16 protein-coding genes, 1 tRNA gene and 2 pseudogenes are annotated in these 17,764 nt (G+C 40.8%); 4 read left to right on the top strand and 15 right to left on the bottom strand.

Annotated features, from left to right (window positions below; all coding sequences use genetic code 11):
* Positions 1-430: hypothetical protein (locus KF839_RS14215; protein ID WP_292918487.1), on the bottom strand; the 430-nt coding region annotated here is incomplete at its 3' end.
* A 56-nt stretch (positions 431-486) separates the two neighbouring features.
* On the opposite strand from KF839_RS14215, the gene KF839_RS14210 reads away from it, so the two are divergent.
* The 3 genes from KF839_RS14210 to KF839_RS14200 all read left to right on the top strand — a co-directional run bounded on the left by KF839_RS14210 (position 487) and on the right by KF839_RS14200 (position 3,365).
* Positions 487-780, top strand: a complete 294-nt coding sequence (locus KF839_RS14210; protein ID WP_292918486.1) for a hypothetical protein — start codon at positions 487-489, stop codon at positions 778-780.
* Positions 781-1,029: 249 nt separating this feature from the next.
* Positions 1,030-2,238 (top strand): hypothetical protein, encoded by a 1,209-nt coding sequence (locus KF839_RS14205; RefSeq protein WP_292918485.1) that lies wholly within the window; start codon positions 1,030-1,032, stop codon positions 2,236-2,238.
* Entirely contained in the window at positions 2,235-3,365 is a 1,131-nt protein-coding gene (locus tag KF839_RS14200; RefSeq protein ID WP_292918484.1) for a PrnB family protein, read from the top strand. Before KF839_RS14205 ends, KF839_RS14200 begins: the two co-directional genes overlap by 4 nt.
* Before the next feature lie 49 nt (positions 3,366-3,414).
* On the opposite strand, the pseudogene KF839_RS14195 reads toward KF839_RS14200, so the two are convergent.
* Positions 3,415-3,618: pseudogene (locus KF839_RS14195) on the bottom strand (integrase core domain-containing protein); the annotation flags it as partial.
* Positions 3,619-3,807: 189 nt separating this feature from the next.
* On the opposite strand from KF839_RS14195, the gene KF839_RS14190 reads away from it, so the two are divergent.
* Positions 3,808-4,992, top strand: a complete 1,185-nt coding sequence (locus KF839_RS14190; protein WP_292918483.1) for a pyridoxal phosphate-dependent aminotransferase — start codon at positions 3,808-3,810, stop codon at positions 4,990-4,992.
* Positions 4,993-5,047: 55 nt separating this feature from the next.
* Here KF839_RS14190 and KF839_RS14185 read toward each other — a convergent pair whose 3' ends face one another.
* From KF839_RS14185 to KF839_RS14125, 13 genes and pseudogenes are all read right to left on the bottom strand, one after another.
* Positions 5,048-6,283, bottom strand: coding sequence for a M20 family metallo-hydrolase (locus tag KF839_RS14185; RefSeq protein WP_292918482.1), 1,236 nt, complete (start codon positions 6,281-6,283; stop codon positions 5,048-5,050).
* Positions 6,284-6,783: 500 nt separating this feature from the next.
* A pseudogene (locus tag KF839_RS14180) lies at positions 6,784-7,668 on the bottom strand (transposase).
* 151 nt (positions 7,669-7,819) lie between these two features.
* Positions 7,820-8,686, bottom strand: coding sequence for a hypothetical protein (locus KF839_RS14175; RefSeq protein ID WP_292918481.1), 867 nt, complete (start codon positions 8,684-8,686; stop codon positions 7,820-7,822).
* A gap of 420 nt (positions 8,687-9,106) precedes the next feature.
* A tRNA-Pro gene (locus tag KF839_RS14170) sits at positions 9,107-9,183 on the bottom strand.
* A 61-nt stretch (positions 9,184-9,244) separates the two neighbouring features.
* Positions 9,245-9,625 carry a MerR family transcriptional regulator gene (locus KF839_RS14165; protein ID WP_292918480.1) on the bottom strand — a complete coding sequence of 127 codons (381 nt, stop codon included), beginning with the start codon at positions 9,623-9,625 and terminating at the stop codon, positions 9,245-9,247.
* Positions 9,603-9,911, bottom strand: coding sequence for an integration host factor subunit alpha (locus tag KF839_RS14160; protein ID WP_292918479.1), 309 nt, complete (start codon positions 9,909-9,911; stop codon positions 9,603-9,605). The genes KF839_RS14165 and KF839_RS14160 overlap by 23 nt, the downstream gene beginning before the upstream one ends.
* 170 nt (positions 9,912-10,081) lie before the next feature.
* Complete coding sequence (gene pheT / locus KF839_RS14155; protein ID WP_292918478.1) at positions 10,082-12,451, bottom strand: phenylalanine--tRNA ligase subunit beta; 2,370 nt, start codon at positions 12,449-12,451, stop codon at positions 10,082-10,084.
* Between the two features lie 41 nt (positions 12,452-12,492).
* Positions 12,493-13,512 (bottom strand): phenylalanine--tRNA ligase subunit alpha, encoded by a 1,020-nt coding sequence (gene pheS / locus KF839_RS14150; protein WP_292918477.1) that lies wholly within the window; start codon positions 13,510-13,512, stop codon positions 12,493-12,495.
* Between the two features lie 103 nt (positions 13,513-13,615).
* Complete coding sequence (gene rplT, locus KF839_RS14145) at positions 13,616-13,975, bottom strand: 50S ribosomal protein L20 (protein ID WP_292918476.1); 360 nt, start codon at positions 13,973-13,975, stop codon at positions 13,616-13,618.
* 11 nt (positions 13,976-13,986) lie between these two features.
* A complete protein-coding gene (rpmI, locus tag KF839_RS14140; RefSeq protein ID WP_292918475.1) occupies positions 13,987-14,184 on the bottom strand; it encodes a 50S ribosomal protein L35 in 198 nt (65 codons plus the stop codon).
* 118 nt (positions 14,185-14,302) lie between these two features.
* Positions 14,303-14,857 (bottom strand): translation initiation factor IF-3, encoded by a 555-nt coding sequence (gene infC, locus KF839_RS14135; protein ID WP_292918474.1) that lies wholly within the window; start codon positions 14,855-14,857, stop codon positions 14,303-14,305.
* A 51-nt stretch (positions 14,858-14,908) separates the two neighbouring features.
* Positions 14,909-16,816, bottom strand: a complete 1,908-nt coding sequence (thrS, locus tag KF839_RS14130; RefSeq protein ID WP_292918473.1) for a threonine--tRNA ligase — start codon at positions 16,814-16,816, stop codon at positions 14,909-14,911.
* A gap of 79 nt (positions 16,817-16,895) precedes the next feature.
* Positions 16,896-17,651 (bottom strand): hypothetical protein, encoded by a 756-nt coding sequence (locus KF839_RS14125; protein WP_292918472.1) that lies wholly within the window; start codon positions 17,649-17,651, stop codon positions 16,896-16,898.
* Positions 17,652-17,764 lie beyond the last annotated feature (113 nt).

Raw genomic sequence — 17,764 nt, 5'->3', positions numbered from 1 at the left:
TGATGCGAATTTCGCTCACTAGGAGTTTCAGATATTCCTTGCCGAATCCGCTTTTTCTGTCGAGTAGCTTGGTTCGTAGCACCTTGGTAAAGACTTCAAGCTGATTCTGTTTGATTTCGGGCAATTGCTGCTGACGACGGAATCCTGCAACTTCAATCAATAATTCCTGTTTTCTTGCCTGCAATTTGTGGGAACGTTCTTGTAATGAAGCATCAAGCGGTAGAAATTCTTTTTCAACTGCTTCATAAAGCCGATCTGTAGCAATCTTTATTTCGTCCAGTTCCGTGGTCAGTTTCTTCAATCTGTCATCTTGGCTTGCTTGTGCGGCCTTGATCTGTTTTTTCATGCCGGACAGCATGGTTTTGACCCGCTTCGGATCAAATACTTTATCAGCCAAGGCGTTCAGTACCAACGCATCAATTTTTTCCATCGGGTAACTTGCGTTACAGCATAACGAATTTCCCTTACTGAAAGGACAATCCGCCAATGAACCTCGCGAGTACCTGTTTGTGGCTATCGATGATTTCTCCAGAGAATTTATATGCCGAAATCTTTCCCGATAAAACACAGCACAGCGCCGTTTCCTTTCTCATGGCCACTGTCATTGCTCAATGTCCCTATCAGATTGACTATGCTTATTCCGATAACGGCAAGGAATATAAAGGAACTGATGACCATGCTTTTGTTAAAGCTTACAAACAACACGGTATCGGTCAGAAATTTACCCGTATCAATCGTCCGAAAACTAACGGCAAAGCCGAACGAGTCCCCGTACTTTAATGGATATGGGCACAGCAAGATTTCCTTTAAAGACAGCGCCGATCGGCGCATTCAGCTTTTCCGTTTCATTAACTTCTACAATACCGCCAAACCTAATAAAAGTTTGAATAATGCTACACCTTATGAAATACTCAACGCTTATTTTAATCAACCTCTCTGTAAACAATCCTGAGGTTTCTTACATATGATGATAAAAAGCCGAGTTAATATGGAAGGGTTGGTGGCTTACAGAAAAAACAGGAAAAGTAGATGGGTTTTGAAATATTAGATTTTTTAAAAACATTAGATTTTAATAAAGCATTAGATTTTTCTAAGATATCTATTGGTGAAGTGACGATTGGTTTATTAGCAAGTACCATAGGTGTATTGGGATCATTGAAGACTTCAGAGTTTTATATCGAATCTTCTTATAGAATTTTATTCTTTATTTTAGGAATTTTATTTTCTTTTTTTCTAATTGTTATTCAAGAATATGTCGATGGAAATGCCGCCGTGGTATTCCCAATATTACTTGCATTGTTATGCTGTTGCATTACGGGATTTTTTTTGGCGTTCAAGAAAACCACAGAAAGTTTAATCGAGGAATATCGTAATAATCATTGCGGCGTGGGGGGACCTTTTTTTGATGATATTAAGCAAGTAGAAGGATTAATAAAAAATGCAAAAGATATAGGGGATAAGGGAATAGTAAAAGAAATAGAAAAATGTTTATATTTAAGCAATGTTAATTTTGTTTCGGCAGCGGGATACACAAGAGTAAATTCAATAAAATCAGTGAATGTTATGCCTCTAACGTTTCTAACATACATTTACTATGGTAATTCTGGATGGTTTGAGTTTGAAAAAACACGCCCCAAAGATTTTTTGCGTGTCGTGATAATTGATGATGAGATAAATCATCTGATTGAGCATATTAAACAAAATACTGAGGAGTATCGAAATCATCTATCTCATATAAAAAAAGGCGATAACAGTGATGGTTATAAAAATCCCCGTCTGATGGAAACGATTGGCAAGGCTAGGGAATATAATAACACCGTACACATAATCAAATTTTTGTGTGATATGAAAGATCTTCCTTGGCGTATTGCTACTAAAAGTCAGCTTAGAAATGATAATAAACTTAGATATTTTCGGAATTACAGTGTTTTTACGCCCAACCCACAGTATGAGACGAAAGAAGTAGCTTATTTCACATATCTTAATCGCAATCATGAGAATTTATTTACGAAAAGCCCCTGGGATCAATACTGTACATACGATGAGATTTATATTGCTTATCTCAAGAAAGATTTCGATGATCTCTGGAAGCCAGCAATGTCTAAATCGATAAAAGAATGGATTGGCAGTAACGAAGACTATAACAGTAATCTGAGTTTATCGATAAAACTTGATTCAATCCGCGAAGAGTGGGAAAGGGAGTCGTCATCACAACAACCACAGGAGCGATCCAAGTGAATGCATTAAGTTCTTATTGGTTACCTAATAAGATAACCGGTTTTCTTCCCGCAGAAGCCCCAGCCAAACCTGAAGATTTGATTTTATCCGGCTATGATAGCTTACGTCGGATCGGTTCAATTGCACCTGAATTAGGGTCAATATCTGATACAAAGCTTGAAGAGTTTGTGTCAACTTTACCGGTTGAACCCGATATTGAGCCGATTCATACCACACCAGCGATGTGTGAAGCGATTATTCGCGCTTATGTTAATATTGCCGCTCACCTGATCCATCGCCCATACTTTTCTCCCCGCCGCGAATTACCTCCAGCCATTGCTCGCCCGTTATGGATTTTTTCGCTATATGCCGATCGGCCTCCTTCACTTACGTATGCTTCATACGTCTTGGGAAATTTTACTTCTCCTGTACGGACCCGCTTGTTGCCACAGGAGTTTAAGATTGCGCAAACACCATCCGGGACACCCGATGAAGAATGGTTTATAGCCGCACATTTATCTGTAGAGTCTATTGGTGGAGAGGTTGTTGAAGCTATACAAAATATTGAAAGATCGCTTGATATCAATGATATCGACACAATAGTAGCGTTCTTAGAGTCAATTGAGTCTGGCGTTTCTTTTGCTGCGGAAATTATGCCGGCTATTATGGATCGAATGGATGCGGATGTGTTTCTTTATAAGATAAGACCACTTTTATATGGTCACGATCAAATAACTTTTCGAGGCGTTGATAATGATCGAGTGGTGACTTATATCGGAGAAACAGGGGCCCAATCAGGGGTAATCCGTGCAGTTGATGCTATTTTGGATATACAGCATTCAGTGGAAATAAACACATCTATGAATAGATTCCTCATGTGCTCGCCCCCGGTACATCAGCAATTTTTTAATTATGCCGCCAAAGTTGGAAAGCGCTTATCAACCATGAAAGGAAATGCCAGAATTTCCACTGCGCATCAGGCTGCAGCATCCGCATTGACAGAGTTTCGAAAATCTCACCTTCGTGCAGTTGCTAGTTATCTTATGCCGAACGGGAAAAAGCTGGCTGAATATGGTACGGGCGGAACAAGACTTACTGAATGGTTGAAGAAAATGATTGATGAAACTAAGAGTTCTCGTGATCATTAACTCCAACGTCGAATTTTTATAATGTAGCCTCCTCGGATTTTCAATCCAATCAAAAGTAGAGGTTATTGAGATTTTTCCATAGTGAACTGGATAGGTGGAAGTCTGCCAATGACTCATGGGGCCGTTCATGGTTGTGGCGATACCGCCATTCCTCGGTCATTCGGCGTACCTCATTAAGTGTTTCAAAAACATAGCAATCCTGCACCTCAGTACGATAAGTGCGATTAAACCTTTCGATGTAGGCATTCTGGGTTAAATGAATCGTAAGTCGACAGCAAGCGCTTTGGCTTACCATGAATCTCAATGAGTTAATGCCCGGACAACGTGGGAAGCGATAGGCTGGTATCGATTCCGATATGCAGCCCCTGCCGATTGTAATCATCTAGGACATTCAGGGTGCAGAATTGTCGGCCATGCACCTACCTAAAAAGGAGTCTATACAATGTTTAAGTTCACTGAACGAGTCACAGACTTGCCAGATGCAGGAATTAAATCGATTATGCGTTATGCATCACAATTCAAGGATACGATTTCTCTTGGGCAAGGCATGCCATTATTTCCAACCCCTCAGTTTATTTTTGAGGAATTACTCGAGCGTAGCATGCAAGATAAAAGAATAGGCATGTACGCAGATGGTAGACCAGAAATAGAAAAGCACTTGAAAAAGCTAATCGCTGCGCAAATGCTGGATGAATATGGGTTTACCCCATCACCGGAAGAATTAGTTCTAACAGTCGGTGGAATTGGCGCATTATTTGCAAGTTTCCTTGCCTTAATCGAGAAAAATGATGAGATTATATACTTTGATCCCAGTTATCCACTTCATTTATCACAAATCCATTTAACTCAAGCTAAACCCGTATTTGTACCTTACCGAGAAGAAGGATGGGCGTTTGATGCAGACAAGCTTGCGTCAGCAATTACAAAAAAAACAAAAGCCATTTTACTCACCAATCCAAATAATCCTACCGGTACAATATTGTCGGAAACAGATGTTAGGAAGCTAGCCAATATTGTTGTTTCCAATGATCTAATACTGATTTTAGATGAAGCCTATTTTTCTTTAACATATGATCAGCCACTTTTTAGCCCCCTTCTGTTGCCAGAACTTAGGAATAGAACTATTCTATGCCGCAGTTTTTCTAAAGAATTTGCCATGACTGGCTGGCGAATCGGTTACGCCTATGCAACCCCGGAGCTGGCATCTAAGATTTTTAATGTTCATACTTATTTTAGTGTTTGTCCTCCAACACCATCGATGATTGCAGCGACAATTGCACTATCTGATCCTAGAGGTAAACAGGCCACACAAGAAATGGTACAGAAAATTTCAGAAAGCAGAACAGTGATTTGCGAGCGACTACAGAACTTACCACAACTATTTAGTTTTCAAGCTCCACAAGGTGCGTTTTATATCTTCCCTAAGTTTCATGGATTTGAAATGAGCGATACAGAATTTGCAAAACTGCTTATTAGAGAAACAGGGGTTATCACTGTTGGAGGTTCCAACATGGGGCCATCAGGAAAAGGATATTTACGAATGTCTTTTGCGGGAGATGCCTCCCTTATTCATAAGGCTTTTGATCGCATAGATTCATTTGTTATCAGGGCAATTAGGCTTAAATGACGGCCATATCCGTAGCAAATAATCTAGTTGCCGCTGGCTACTTGATTATTTCAACTTAGGTCAGTCGATCAAGTTGCAAAATAGTATTAGCTAACACTTCTATCCCGTAACAGATGTCTGGTATATCTGTAAACTCACTTTCACAATGACTCTTTCCACCCACACTTGGAACAAAAATCATACCTGTCTTTGCAACATGCGACATCTGACTCGAATCATGAATTGCACCACTATTCATGGTCATTGATGGCAGATTCAGCTTATCAGTCACTTGTTTGATAACATCCGTAATATCGGAGTCAAACATGACAGGCTCTATACGAGATTTTAATATCACCTCTCCCGACAAATCATATTGAATGCAATGCTCATATATACTTTCTTCGATCTTATGCACCCATGAATCAAGAATTTCATTAGATTCAGCGCGTAAATCAATCGAAAATTCAACCCGTCCTGGAATAACGTTTGACAAGTTTGGAAAAACATTAACCTTTCCTATCGTTACTCTCAATTTCTCGGTATCGGCTAGCCTCCATTGTTTTCTCAGATTAACTGTAATTTCAGCAGCAGCCATAAAGGCATCTTTACGTAGGTTCAGAGGGGTTGTTCCGGCATGATTACTTTCCCCACTTACAATTACCTCAAGCCTACGTAATCCATTGATACCTGTAACTACACCTATTTTCTTATTTTCAAACGCCAAAACAGGCCCTTGCTCAATGTGTAATTCAATAAAACGAGCAATTCTGGTTAAATCTACTTCTGAAGTATCTGCATTTACAGCACTTTTGTGTATCACAATAGTATCTCGAAGTGTTTTTCCTGCTCTATTCCTCAAATCAAGTTGTTCATTTGTTAATGAGCCAACTAGACCGCGACTTCCAACGGTTGACAAACCAAACTCGGTTGATTCTTCAGCAAAAAAATCAATAAGCAATATATTATGGCGCAACTCAATATTTTGCTCTATTAAACAACGGATAATTTCTAATCCGCCGACTACACCAATTGTCCCATCAAACTTTCCCCCACCTGTTACAGAATCTGTGTGAGAACCAGTAGCAATAACATTTCGATTGGCGTATTTACCATATTCGACAAAAAGATTTCCTGTTTGATCAATAAAAGGAGATAAGCCAAGTTCTCTAAACTTAGTAATTAGCCAGTTTCTTGATTCAATATAATATTCAGAATCAAAATGCCTGGTCACACCAGGGAATTTTGTATCACTAAATTGAGCTAGTTGTAAGAGAACGTTTTCGATTCGTTCTCTGTTAGGTTTAATCATCTGCTTACCAATGTATGTATTGCATGCCTTGTTGAGCTAACCAGCTTGCTATGCATGGCGTAGGTCATGCCATTTAAAGTTTTCTATCCCCGCTCGTTTTAATGCTTCTCTCCATGAACGAGATTAACCCATGCAATCGGATCGCCGCGGTATGTAAATACCCTATTTGGATACTTGCCAACTTGCCGAAGTAAAACCGCCATAGCTACAGAGTTAAGTGGAACATGAATTGCTTTTCTTGCCTTGGCTTGATCGAGATGAATCCAAACTGCTTTTCATCCAGATCTAGCAGGCCGTTGAAAAATCTGGTGCTATCAGCCTAAATTCTCATTTTAATAGACTAAGGGCATTTTTGTTATTTTTCTAATCTCTTTTTTATCTGGAATGTTCATTTTTTTGCAATTTCCTTGAGAATTCCCTGCAATTCCTGTTTTTTTGCCCTTATCCGCACATTCCATGCGGATTTGGGGCGTACTTTCCCTATGTGTGTGGCCAGCCCATCAATCAATCAGGCTTCCGATACGCACCAGATTGTAAATGGCTGCAACAAACCGGAACTGCCCGCCGATTTTCTCACGTCCAATCAGCTTTACTTTGCGCATTCCACCTATTTTCTTCATTCAACCGAATATTTCCTCGATTCTTTTACGAATCTTCAGATTGATTGTATACCTTCGCTTTGGCGAATGTCATTCGGTACAGCACTGCCTTTACGTTTTGCAGCCACATGCGGAATCACGCCCAGTGCCTGTACTGCTTCGATGTGCGTGACTACGTCATAACCACGATCTTCTCCAACCGTGGATCCCGGTTTGACATTGGCATGCAGCAGCTTTTGTGATTATTCCCGCTCGGCTGTGCCTGTTGCCGACGATATGCTAACACAGACGGCTGGTGTCGCCGTCGCTCTTGCATGCCAAACGTGCATCAGGATCAGTGGCCGATTCATGAGTGACGTTACTGCGCTTTTCTCCTGCGAAATCCCGGCTTGGATTACGGCTGTTTTGTCATCTGGCAGATTTTGCTGCAGCCATCCTTGCGTACGAAGCTTTTGTACGAGGTCCAGGCATCCAGCATGGTGCCGTCGATGCTAAAGTGCTCGTCACTACTCAATTCCACTCACTCCGATAGTTGCTTGACACCGGCGAAAAAATGCCCAGACATCTCCTGAACAACACCTGTAGTAGCGACGCTCTCAAAAATCGCTCCGGTGGTATCGATAGACGGCCTTCTCTCGAGTATGCAGCTTCAAGTTGATGATCCATCCCCTTGAGTATGTCATCTACCAATACCTTCAAAGAGCGCAGTGCGTGATTGTTAGGAATCCGTTCTTCCAAATTAACATAACTGAAAAGCTGTTGTTGCTTGTGTTCAATGCCGCGCATAATTTATAAGATGAGTAAGTTTTATGAAATTCTACCCGACTCGGTGGGTTTTTCAACGGCCTGCTATTGATCTGGATTTGTATAATCGCAGTATTGTATAGAAAACAGACCGTTCCCAATGCAAGTGTGATTTACAGCCACTGATTCGATTTTATGCGGCAATTCTATCCATAAGCCCAATGATATGTTCAGATTCCATCATTCCCTGCATTGGGTGCTCATCCTCTGCCAGAATCACTTCCTTTAAATTTTTCAATTCAGCGGGGTTGGCATCAGTCTTTAACAAAACATAGTAGATCAATTCATATCTGATCTGGCCTAAGTTTTCTATAATAAACTTAAGCCCGTTACGCTGTACACAGGCAGTCATGGCTCGCCGTTGCAGCCATAAATCCTTGCCCCAGGTATCAGGCACATCTTCCAGGTTTGTTAATGCAATTTTCTGGGTGATTTCAGCATCGCTGTGATGGTTGATGATATATGACAGGGCAAAGGAAATTGCTGGATATAATGCATCGAATCTGTTCCATTCAGCGAGAGTCGTATTGTCAATGGGATCCATGATCCCTGTTTCTTCTATCCGCTCATCCGGATCGCTTTTTTCTTTTCCAATACCAAGCAGCCACCAGTCATGATAGGAATTAAGCAAATCCAGGGAGTTTTTGAGAATCCTTTCCTTATCTGCAATAAACTCGTTCCAGCAGACTTCATCGTTTAGCAGGTTTATATTGTTGAGTTCTGCTTTGAATATTTCACTGGAACTAGACCGCCTTCTGGCGAAATATGATTTGACGGCCACATGCCCAAACTTGACTTGCAGGGTGTTGAACAGGGCAACATCAAAGCCGTGTTCAAAGTAATGATCGTATAAACGGCAAAATGCCAGATCAATCAGCGATGCCGGATTGTTGGGGTCTTCCAGTCGTTGTATCTCAGTTTTAATATCATCCGATTCTTGGAGATAGCTATACCGGTAACCTTTGGTGCCTCTATGACCAGTTTCAACGACATGCAGCATGATGCCTTCGTAGCAATATCCACACATATCAACACCTATTTATTAAGTTATAGAAAAAACAACACTCTTTCTAAAATTAGTGGAATCGAGTTTGTTATTACGGTGTGGCTTATGATTAAAAATTAACCATAGACATTCAGATCGATTGACTTCGGATTTTAATGTTTTCCTAACTTCACCGGATCGGCTGTGATTAAAATGGCGAATCTAAGATCAGAGAGGCAAATGCCAGAATGACTAAGCAGTCACACTGAACTAGATGAATTGAGAGATTGCTTTGTAGGGCAAGGCTGTGAAGTGAACAGTCTAACAAATAATCTATGCTGAAAAGAAATTATCAGTCAGAATTAAATCTGTGTACATAACTGTGTACACAGATTTAATTAACACTTACCATTCAACTGCAACTTATTGATTAAATGGTCGAGGCGAGAGGATTCGAACCTCCGACCACTTGCACCCCATGCAAGTACGCTACCAGACTGCGCTACGCCCCGAATGCGAAATTATAACAAACAAACTGCCCAGACTATAAACACAGGCTTAAGATGCGGGTAGCTATGAGCGTAATTGCGACACTATGCTATTAATCTCTTGCCGAATATGACTTAGATTCCGAGCCGAAAAGATTGAAGCATTCATGCTGTCATTGGGTAATGCAGATTTACTTTCGCTTTGCTCCAAGTGATTTCTCGCGCCATTGATGGTAAATCCCTGTTCATAGAGCAATTCTCTGATACGATGGATCAACAACACTTCTTGTTGCTGATAATAGCGACGATTCCCTCTACGTTTGACGGGCCTTAATTGTGCAAATTCTTGTTCCCAATAGCGTAACACATGAGGTTTTACGCCACACAACGTTCCTACCTCTCCAATCGTAAAATAACGTTTAGTAGGAATTGGAAGCAATGTATTAATTATTTTTTTGTTTTCCATGATAATTTTTCTCAACTAATGCTTTTAACTTCTGACTGGCATGAAACGTAACAACACGTCGTGCCGTAATCGGTATTTCCTCGCCAGTCTTCGGATTTCTTCCAGGACGCTGCGGTTTGGCTCGTAGCTGGAAATTGCCAAAACCGGAAAGCTTGACGCCTTCACCGCTTTGTAAAGCGGCACGCACTTCTTCATAAAAAGATTCAACCATATCTTTTGCTTCGCGTTTGTTCAAACCAACATTTTCAAACAACAAATCCGCTAACTCAGCTTTTGTTAATGCCATATTTCACTCCATATAGTTCTTTATTATTTGCTTTTAATCAGCATCTAGATTTATTAAACAGCAGTCATTATCAAGAAAGACCAATGACTCCATATCTTGAATGGTATTAAATACATTCGATTAAGATACAAATCCAATGAAATTAAATATTTCTTATTATCCAGCACTCATCAATTTCTTAATGTCGCACCAAACTTATTTTTTAAAATTTCAATTAACCCTGTTACAGCAGAATCCGCTTCCGCATCCGTTAATGTTTTCTCAGTATCTTGTAACAACACACGGAATGCAAGACTTTTTTTGGCGCTATCCACGCCTTTCCCACGATAAATATCAAATAGCGAAATATCTGTAACGATCGCTGATTTTTCTGCGTACATGCCGGCAAGAAGTTCTTGAACATTGATAGCATTATCAATCATGACTGCTAAATCTCGCCGAATCGGTGGAAATTTAGAAATCTCCGCTGCTACGGATACAGCTCTGGAAAGCAAACTATTCAGATCGATTTCAAACATGACAGCATTCTTTTGCAAGCCATATTTCTTCTGCCAATGCGGATGCAATTCGCCTAACCATCCTGCCGGTTGGCCGTCGATGTGGATTTGTGCCGATTTTCCCGGATGCAATGCAGGATGGGAAAACTTGTCGAAGTGTACAGCTTTCCCACTACATAGTATCTCCACATCTGCTTTAACATCATAAAAATCAATGCTTCTTGCGGGTACTCCCCATTGCTCTGAGACAACATCACCGTAGCTTAATCCCGCAACCTTTTCACGCTGATAAAAACCGTCACTTTCCGTTCTGCCGAAACAACAACCGATCTCAAATAATCGCGCCCTATTTTGTTTACGATTCAAATTGAATTGCAAATTGGAAATTAAGCTACCGATCAATGAACTACGCATTACGCTCATTTGACTCGCGATTGGATTCTTCAATGCAATCGGCTTGCTATTATTGGCTAACTCATGTTCCCAAGTTTCATCCACAAAAGCGTAATTAATGACTTCGTGATAATCGCGAGTCGTTAATAATCGTTTCACCTCAAAAATCGAAAGCTTTTTCTCGGAAACCGGTAGCATCGCCATATTGGCGCGCGGGCTAAGGCTTGGAATGCGGTCGTATCCGTAAATACGCGCCAATTCTTCAATAAAATCTTCTTCGATCGACAAATCAAAGCGATAACTTGGTGGTATCACAACAAAAGTATTTTCTTTCTCAGAAAACTCGAATCCTAATCGGGCAAAAAAATCACCAATCTGGTGCTTATTCAAATTAATACCCAACACTTTCTCAATCCGATCAACGCGAACATTAACCGCCGTCCGCTGCGGTAACCGGTGCTTAACTTCAGTAACAGGACCCACTTTACCACCGCAAATGGACTGTATGAGATAAGTAGCACGTTCCAGTGCATTTCTGGTCGCCGAGAAATCAACTCCGCGCTCAAACCGGTAAGCAGAATCGGAACTAAATCCGAGCACAAACGACTTGCCACTAATCACGCTCGGACTAAAAAAAGCGCTTTCAAGAAAAATATCTGTCGTACTTTGTGTCACACCACTATCCATTCCCCCCATAATACCCGCCAACGCCAATGGCTTATGCTTATCCGCAATAAGCAGCATTTCAGGGGTTAAATCAACCTGACTGCCATTAAGCAGTTGTATCTTCTCGTGCAAGTGAGCATATCGCACATGAATGCTATCCGATATTTTGGCAAGATCAAAAGCGTGCATCGGTTGTCCGGTTTCAAGCAGCACGTAGTTGGTAATATCCACAACCGGATTAATCAAACGTATACCACTGCGTTCCAATCTTTGAGCCATCCACATCGGCGTGGCTACGTCCAAACTTATTCCCTGCATCACTCGCCCGCAATACAGCGGACAGGCATCAGCGGCCACTACTTGTACTGCTAGTGTATCTTCAATTTCAGTTGATACACGGTCTCGCTCGAATTCGCTCGAATTAAGTTCGGTACTCGTAATAGCAGCAACTTCTCGTGCCACGCCCCAAACCCCCAGGCAGTCAGCACGATTAGGTGTTAGTTTTAATTCGAATACATTATCATCAAGTCCATAGTATTCTCGAAAATCAATGCCGACCGGTGCATCATCCGGGAGAAGTAATAAACCATCGGCGGCTTCACTGATGCCCAGCTCCTTCGCGGAACACAGCATTCCATGTGAATCTAAACCGCGCAATTTTGTTTTCTTGATAGTAAAGCCCGGCAGATTTGCACCAACCAGCGCACAAGGAACTTTAATGCCGATTTCTACATTGGGTGCACCACAAACAATTTGCAAGAAGTCTTCTGAAGTTCCTGTTCTAACACTACAAACTTTAAGGCGATCTGCAGTTGGATGCTTCTCGACCGAAAGAACTTCAGCTACTATGACTTTATTGAATACGGCTGCAACAGGTTCGATACGCTCAATTTCAATTCCCGCCATCGTAAGCGCATGAGCCAATTTAGCACTACTGAGCGGAGGATTAGCAAAGCTACGTAACCAGCTTTCAGAAAATTTCATAAGATTTTACGATTAATAATAATTATTAAATTAATCATAGGCTAATTAAACTGTTTTAGAAACCGTAAATCATTTTCAAAAAACAATCTCAAATCATTTACGCCATATCTGAGCATCGTCAAACGTTCGACTCCCATTCCAAAAGCAAACCCGATATATCGCTCACTATCAATATCGACATGCTTTAATACATTCGGATGAACCATGCCACAACCAAGCACTTCCAGCCAGCCCGAATGGCTACAGACACGACAGCCTTTTCCGTTGCACATGACACAACCAATATCCATTTCAGCGGATGGTTCGGTAAAAGGAAAAAAGGATGGTCTGAATCTTACGGGCAAATCATCTTGTTCGAAAAAATGCGCCATAAAATCAGCTAAAATACCTTTTAAAGAAGAGAAATTCGCATTCTCATCAATCCATAGACCCTCAACTTGATGAAACATCGGGGTATGTGTGACGTCTGAATCACACCGATAAACTCTTCCCGGTGCAATTACTTTAATCGGTGGCTTGTTGTTTTGCATATAACGAATCTGTACTGGAGAGGTATGGGTGCGCAACAAATCTCCATTCTCTATATAGAACGTATCATGCATCGCTCTCGCAGGGTGATTTTCTGGAATATTAAGAGCTGTAAAATTGTAAAAATCGGTTTCTATTTCTGGACCTGAAACAACATCAAATCCAATTGAATGAAATAATGTTTCAATTCGCAATAAGGTTTTTGTTATTGGATGTAGATTGCCGAGACTATTTCCTCTACCTGGTAAGGTAACATCCAGAGCTTCTTCAGCAAGCTTCGCTTCCAATTCATTCGCCTGAATTGCTTCCCGTCTTAATTTAAGTATCGTTTCTAATCGATTCTTAGCTTCATTAATCAGACTACCCATCATGGGACGCTGCTCAGCGGGTAGCTTACCTAGACCTTTAAGTAAATCCGTTAGAATACCGCTTTTACCAAGATAACGTGCTTTAGCATTTTCCAATTCAACCGCATCTTCAATACTATTCATCAAGTTTGATGCTTCAGTGATTATTTCATCCAAATTATCCATAGTAATTTAAGGAACAATCGCACAGAGTTTCATTATGTTTTATAAGAAAAAGGGAGGTTCAGGTTTCACCCGACCTCCCGCGCTTAATATAATTTCAGATCACTTAAGTAGCCAGACTGGTTTTTGCTTGCTGCACAATTTTCTCAAATGCGCTTTTATCAAATACTGCCAAATCCGCCAGAACCTTCCTATCAACTTCAATACTTGCTTTTTTCAAACCATTCATAAACACACTGTAGGAAAGACCAAATTCACGAGCAGCAGCATTGATTCGCGCAATCCAAAGCGCGCGAAATTGTCTTTTACGTTGACGGCGGTCCCGATAGGCATATTGGCCCGCTTTCATGACAGCTTGCTTCGCTATTCGATAAACATTCTTACGTCGACCGCGATATCCTTTGGCCAGGCTCAAAATTTTTTTATGGCGCGCATGCGCTGTTACACCACGTTTTACTCTAGGCATGATCGCTCCTGTTATGCGTAAGGCAACATTGCGCGAACCGAAGCTTCATTGGTGGCATGAACCGCCACCGCACCTCGCAATTGACGCTTGTTTTTAGTTGTTTTCTTTGTCAATATGTGACGCTTAAAAGCTTGTGAGCGCTTGATACTCCCACTTGCTCTAAATTTAAAGCGCTTAGCTGCACCGCTTTTGGTTTTCATTTTAGGCATACATTCTCCTCATTTAATATGATTCTAGGTGTTTCAAAATTGAAAGCTTTCCATACCTAGCGATCACTTATTATTTCAAATAATTTACAACAAATTCCACATTAAAAATAAAAAGATTCTATGATACCGCAGATGAATCATTCGCAATCGATTTCGCTTTATCAGTCCGTGTATCTTTACGTTTAGGTGATAATACCATGACCATTTGACGACCTTCCATTTTGGGAAATTGCTCAACGATGGCAAATGATTCCAAATCAAGTTTAACTCGTTCTAGCAAGCGCATCCCAAACTCTTGATGTGCCATTTCCCGTCCTCGAAAGCGTAAGGTTACTTTAACCTTATCACCTTCATTTAAGAAGTTTATTAGACTTCTCAATTTGATATTATAGTCTCCCTCGTCCGTATTGGGTCTAAATTTAATTTCTTTAATCTGTACTTGTTTCTGCTTTATTTTTGCATCATGTTTTTTCTTACTTTCCTGATAGCGAAACTTACCATAATCCATCAAACGGCAAACAGGTGGTTGCGCTGTTGGTGCAATTTCAACAAGATCGACTCCCGCTTCCTCTGCCATTGCATTTGCAACAGCAAGCTTCACGATACCAACTTGCTCCCCATCGACTCCAATTAACCGTACTTCGAGCACATCAATTTCTTCATTGATGCGCACTGATTTTTCCTGAACTATGGTAAATTCTCCAAGATAATTCTGTTAAACAATTTATCTCCTTAATGAAATTTCTTTCTTAAGGTGCTCAAGCAATGAGTCAACAGTCATTTGACCCAGATTTTCCCCTATTCGATTTCGAACGGAAACTTTATCTGCTTGAACTTCTTCATCCCCAACAATAATTTGATAAGGAAGCTTCTGTAGGCTATGCTCACGAATTTTATAGGTTATCTTCTCATTTCTCAAGTCTGCGCTTGCACGAATACCGTGTTGTTTCAAATATTCGACTACTTTCTCAGCATAATCAACTTGCGAACGAGAGATATTCAATACGACAACTTGCTCTGGAGATAACCATAGAGGAAGTGCTCCAGCATAATTTTCTATCAGAATACCAATAAATCTTTCCATGGAGCCTAATATGGCTCTATGTAGCATGACTGGCACTTTACGTGAATTATCCTCGGCTACATATTCTGCACCTAAGCGATCGGGCATTGAAAAGTCGAGCTGAAGTGTTCCGCATTGCCACACTCTTCCTATGCAATCTTTTAACGAGAATTCAATTTTTGGTCCATAAAAAGCACCCTCGCCCGGCTGTAATTCCCATTTTAGTTTTACTTCAGTTAATGCCGCTTCAAGCGCCGCTTCTGATTTATCCCACTGTTCATCCGAACCAACTCTCTTAATTGGTCGAGTTGAAAGTTTGATCATGATGTCTCTAAAGCCGAAATCTGCATAAACAGTTTTTAATAAATCAATAAACCGCACTACTTCCTCTTGAATTTGATCTTCAGTACAAAAAATATGTGCGTCATCTTGCGTAAAAGCTCTTACCCGCATAATGCCATGTAATGCCCCAGATGCTTCATTTCTATGGCAGGAGCCAAATTCTGCAAATCGGATAGGGAGTTCTCGATAACTCCGTAAACCTTGATTAAATATCTGTACATGACCAGGACAATTCATCGGCTTAATAGCAAAATCCCTTTCATCCGAATTTGTTGTAAACATATTTTCACGGAAATTCTCCCAATGCCCGGATCTCACCCATAAATCCTTATCTAAAATCTGCGGCGTACGAATCTCGCGATAATCATTTTGATCCAGAATATTTCTCATATACTGCTCAATCTGCTGCCATAGAACCCAACCTTTCGGATGCCAAAACACCATTCCTGGGGCTTCATCTTGCGTATGAAACAAATCGAGCAGCTTTCCGATTTTCCGGTGATCCCTCTTCTCAGCCTCTTCAAGTCGATGCAGGTAATCTTTCTGATCGTCTTTATTTGTCCAAGCAGTACCGTAAATACGCTGCAACATCTCATTTTTAGAATCACCGCGCCAATAAGCACCTGCGACTTTCATAAGTTTAAAAACTTTTATCTTCGAGGTCGTTGGAACATGCGGGCCTCGACAGAGATCTGTAAAGTTCCCTTGAGAATAAAGGGATAGTTGTTCATCCCCAGGTATTAATTCAATTATTTGCGCTTTATAATGTTCACCTTGTTGCTTGAAAAAATTAATGGCATCCGTACGATCCAATATTCTTCTTTCGATTTTTAGATCACGTTTACTAATTTCCGCCATTCGCTTTTCAATTGCAGCAAGATCGTCAGGCGTAAAGGGCCGTTTATAAGAAAAGTCATAATAAAAACCATCTTCAATAACCGGACCAATAGTTACTTGTGCTTCTGGGAATAACTCTTTTACCGCGTGTGCAAGTAAATGCGCGCATGAATGACGGATGATCTCAATCCCTTCAGAATCTCTTTCCGTAATAATCGCAAGCTCACTATTACCGGTAATTTGGCTAGATACATCCACCAATTTTCCATTGATTTTTCCAGCAATCGCTGCTCGAGCAAGTCCGGGTCCAATTGATGCCGCCACATCCATTATCGTTACAGGCTCGTCATAAGTGCGTTCAGATCCATCTGGCAAGCGAACAACAGTCACGTCTAATCCTTCCAAAACATTTACAGCAATTAATCAACAGTACGATACCAACCACTTTCTCGCACAAATGCACATAAGATTATTTGATAAGCGATGTTTTATACCAGTTACTCATTTTTTGCAAACCATTAAGAATTTTCGGAGAGAACCCAATCGCAACCGCATCTACCAAACAATACCAAGCTGCAACACCACTGGGCGGATTCCCTTGAGTCCAATTAAAAACCGGTTCAATTGACGCCCACTTCCATGTTCCAGCTGCAGTACCTATAATCTCAAGCCATGTGCAAATAAAAAAGGCCCCCAAATAAACCATTGGTGATCGGCCTTTAAAAAGACAGATTACAAAAATGCAAAACAAAAAAGCGCCTACTTGGTCACCTTGCTCTGGTATGCCGCTAATACCCCATAACGACCACAATCCACCAGCGATAATGACAAAAATTGCTAATTTTCTGGCGTTCATTAAGAAAAAACGTGAACGTGCAAGTGCTACAGCCGTCAAATATACCATACCATGTCCGGGTGGAACGTAAAGGGGTACGTTACCAAATCGATAGGTATAACCCTCCATATAAATGGAAGCGAAATGCTCACCGGCAGTTGCAAACGCAACAGCGACAACAACTTGCATTCTTACTTCTCTGTTTTCTCCGATTAGTAAGGCGAATAAAAAAATCCAAGCAATTACTCCGAGTAAATTTTGAGTCTCATAGCTAGCACTGCCATCAACTACCAAACTAACTGCAACACAGAAAAAAGTAAATGCTGCAATAAAGTAATCCCTACTTCTATGCGGAAAATTTATATCAGATTTTGGAAAGTGCTCCAGCATCAATGCTACCTCTCTCTAACAAAAAGCCCGCTATAGGCGGGCTATTAAGTTCTTGCAAGTAATGGTTCTTAAAATTATGGCTATTAGAATCTTAATAAAACGAAGTATAAAGC

This window comes from Nitrosomonas sp., assembly GCF_019635155.1.
Lineage (GTDB): Bacteria > Pseudomonadota > Gammaproteobacteria > Burkholderiales > Nitrosomonadaceae > Nitrosomonas.
This window is presented reverse-complemented; position numbering and strand designations above follow the sequence as displayed.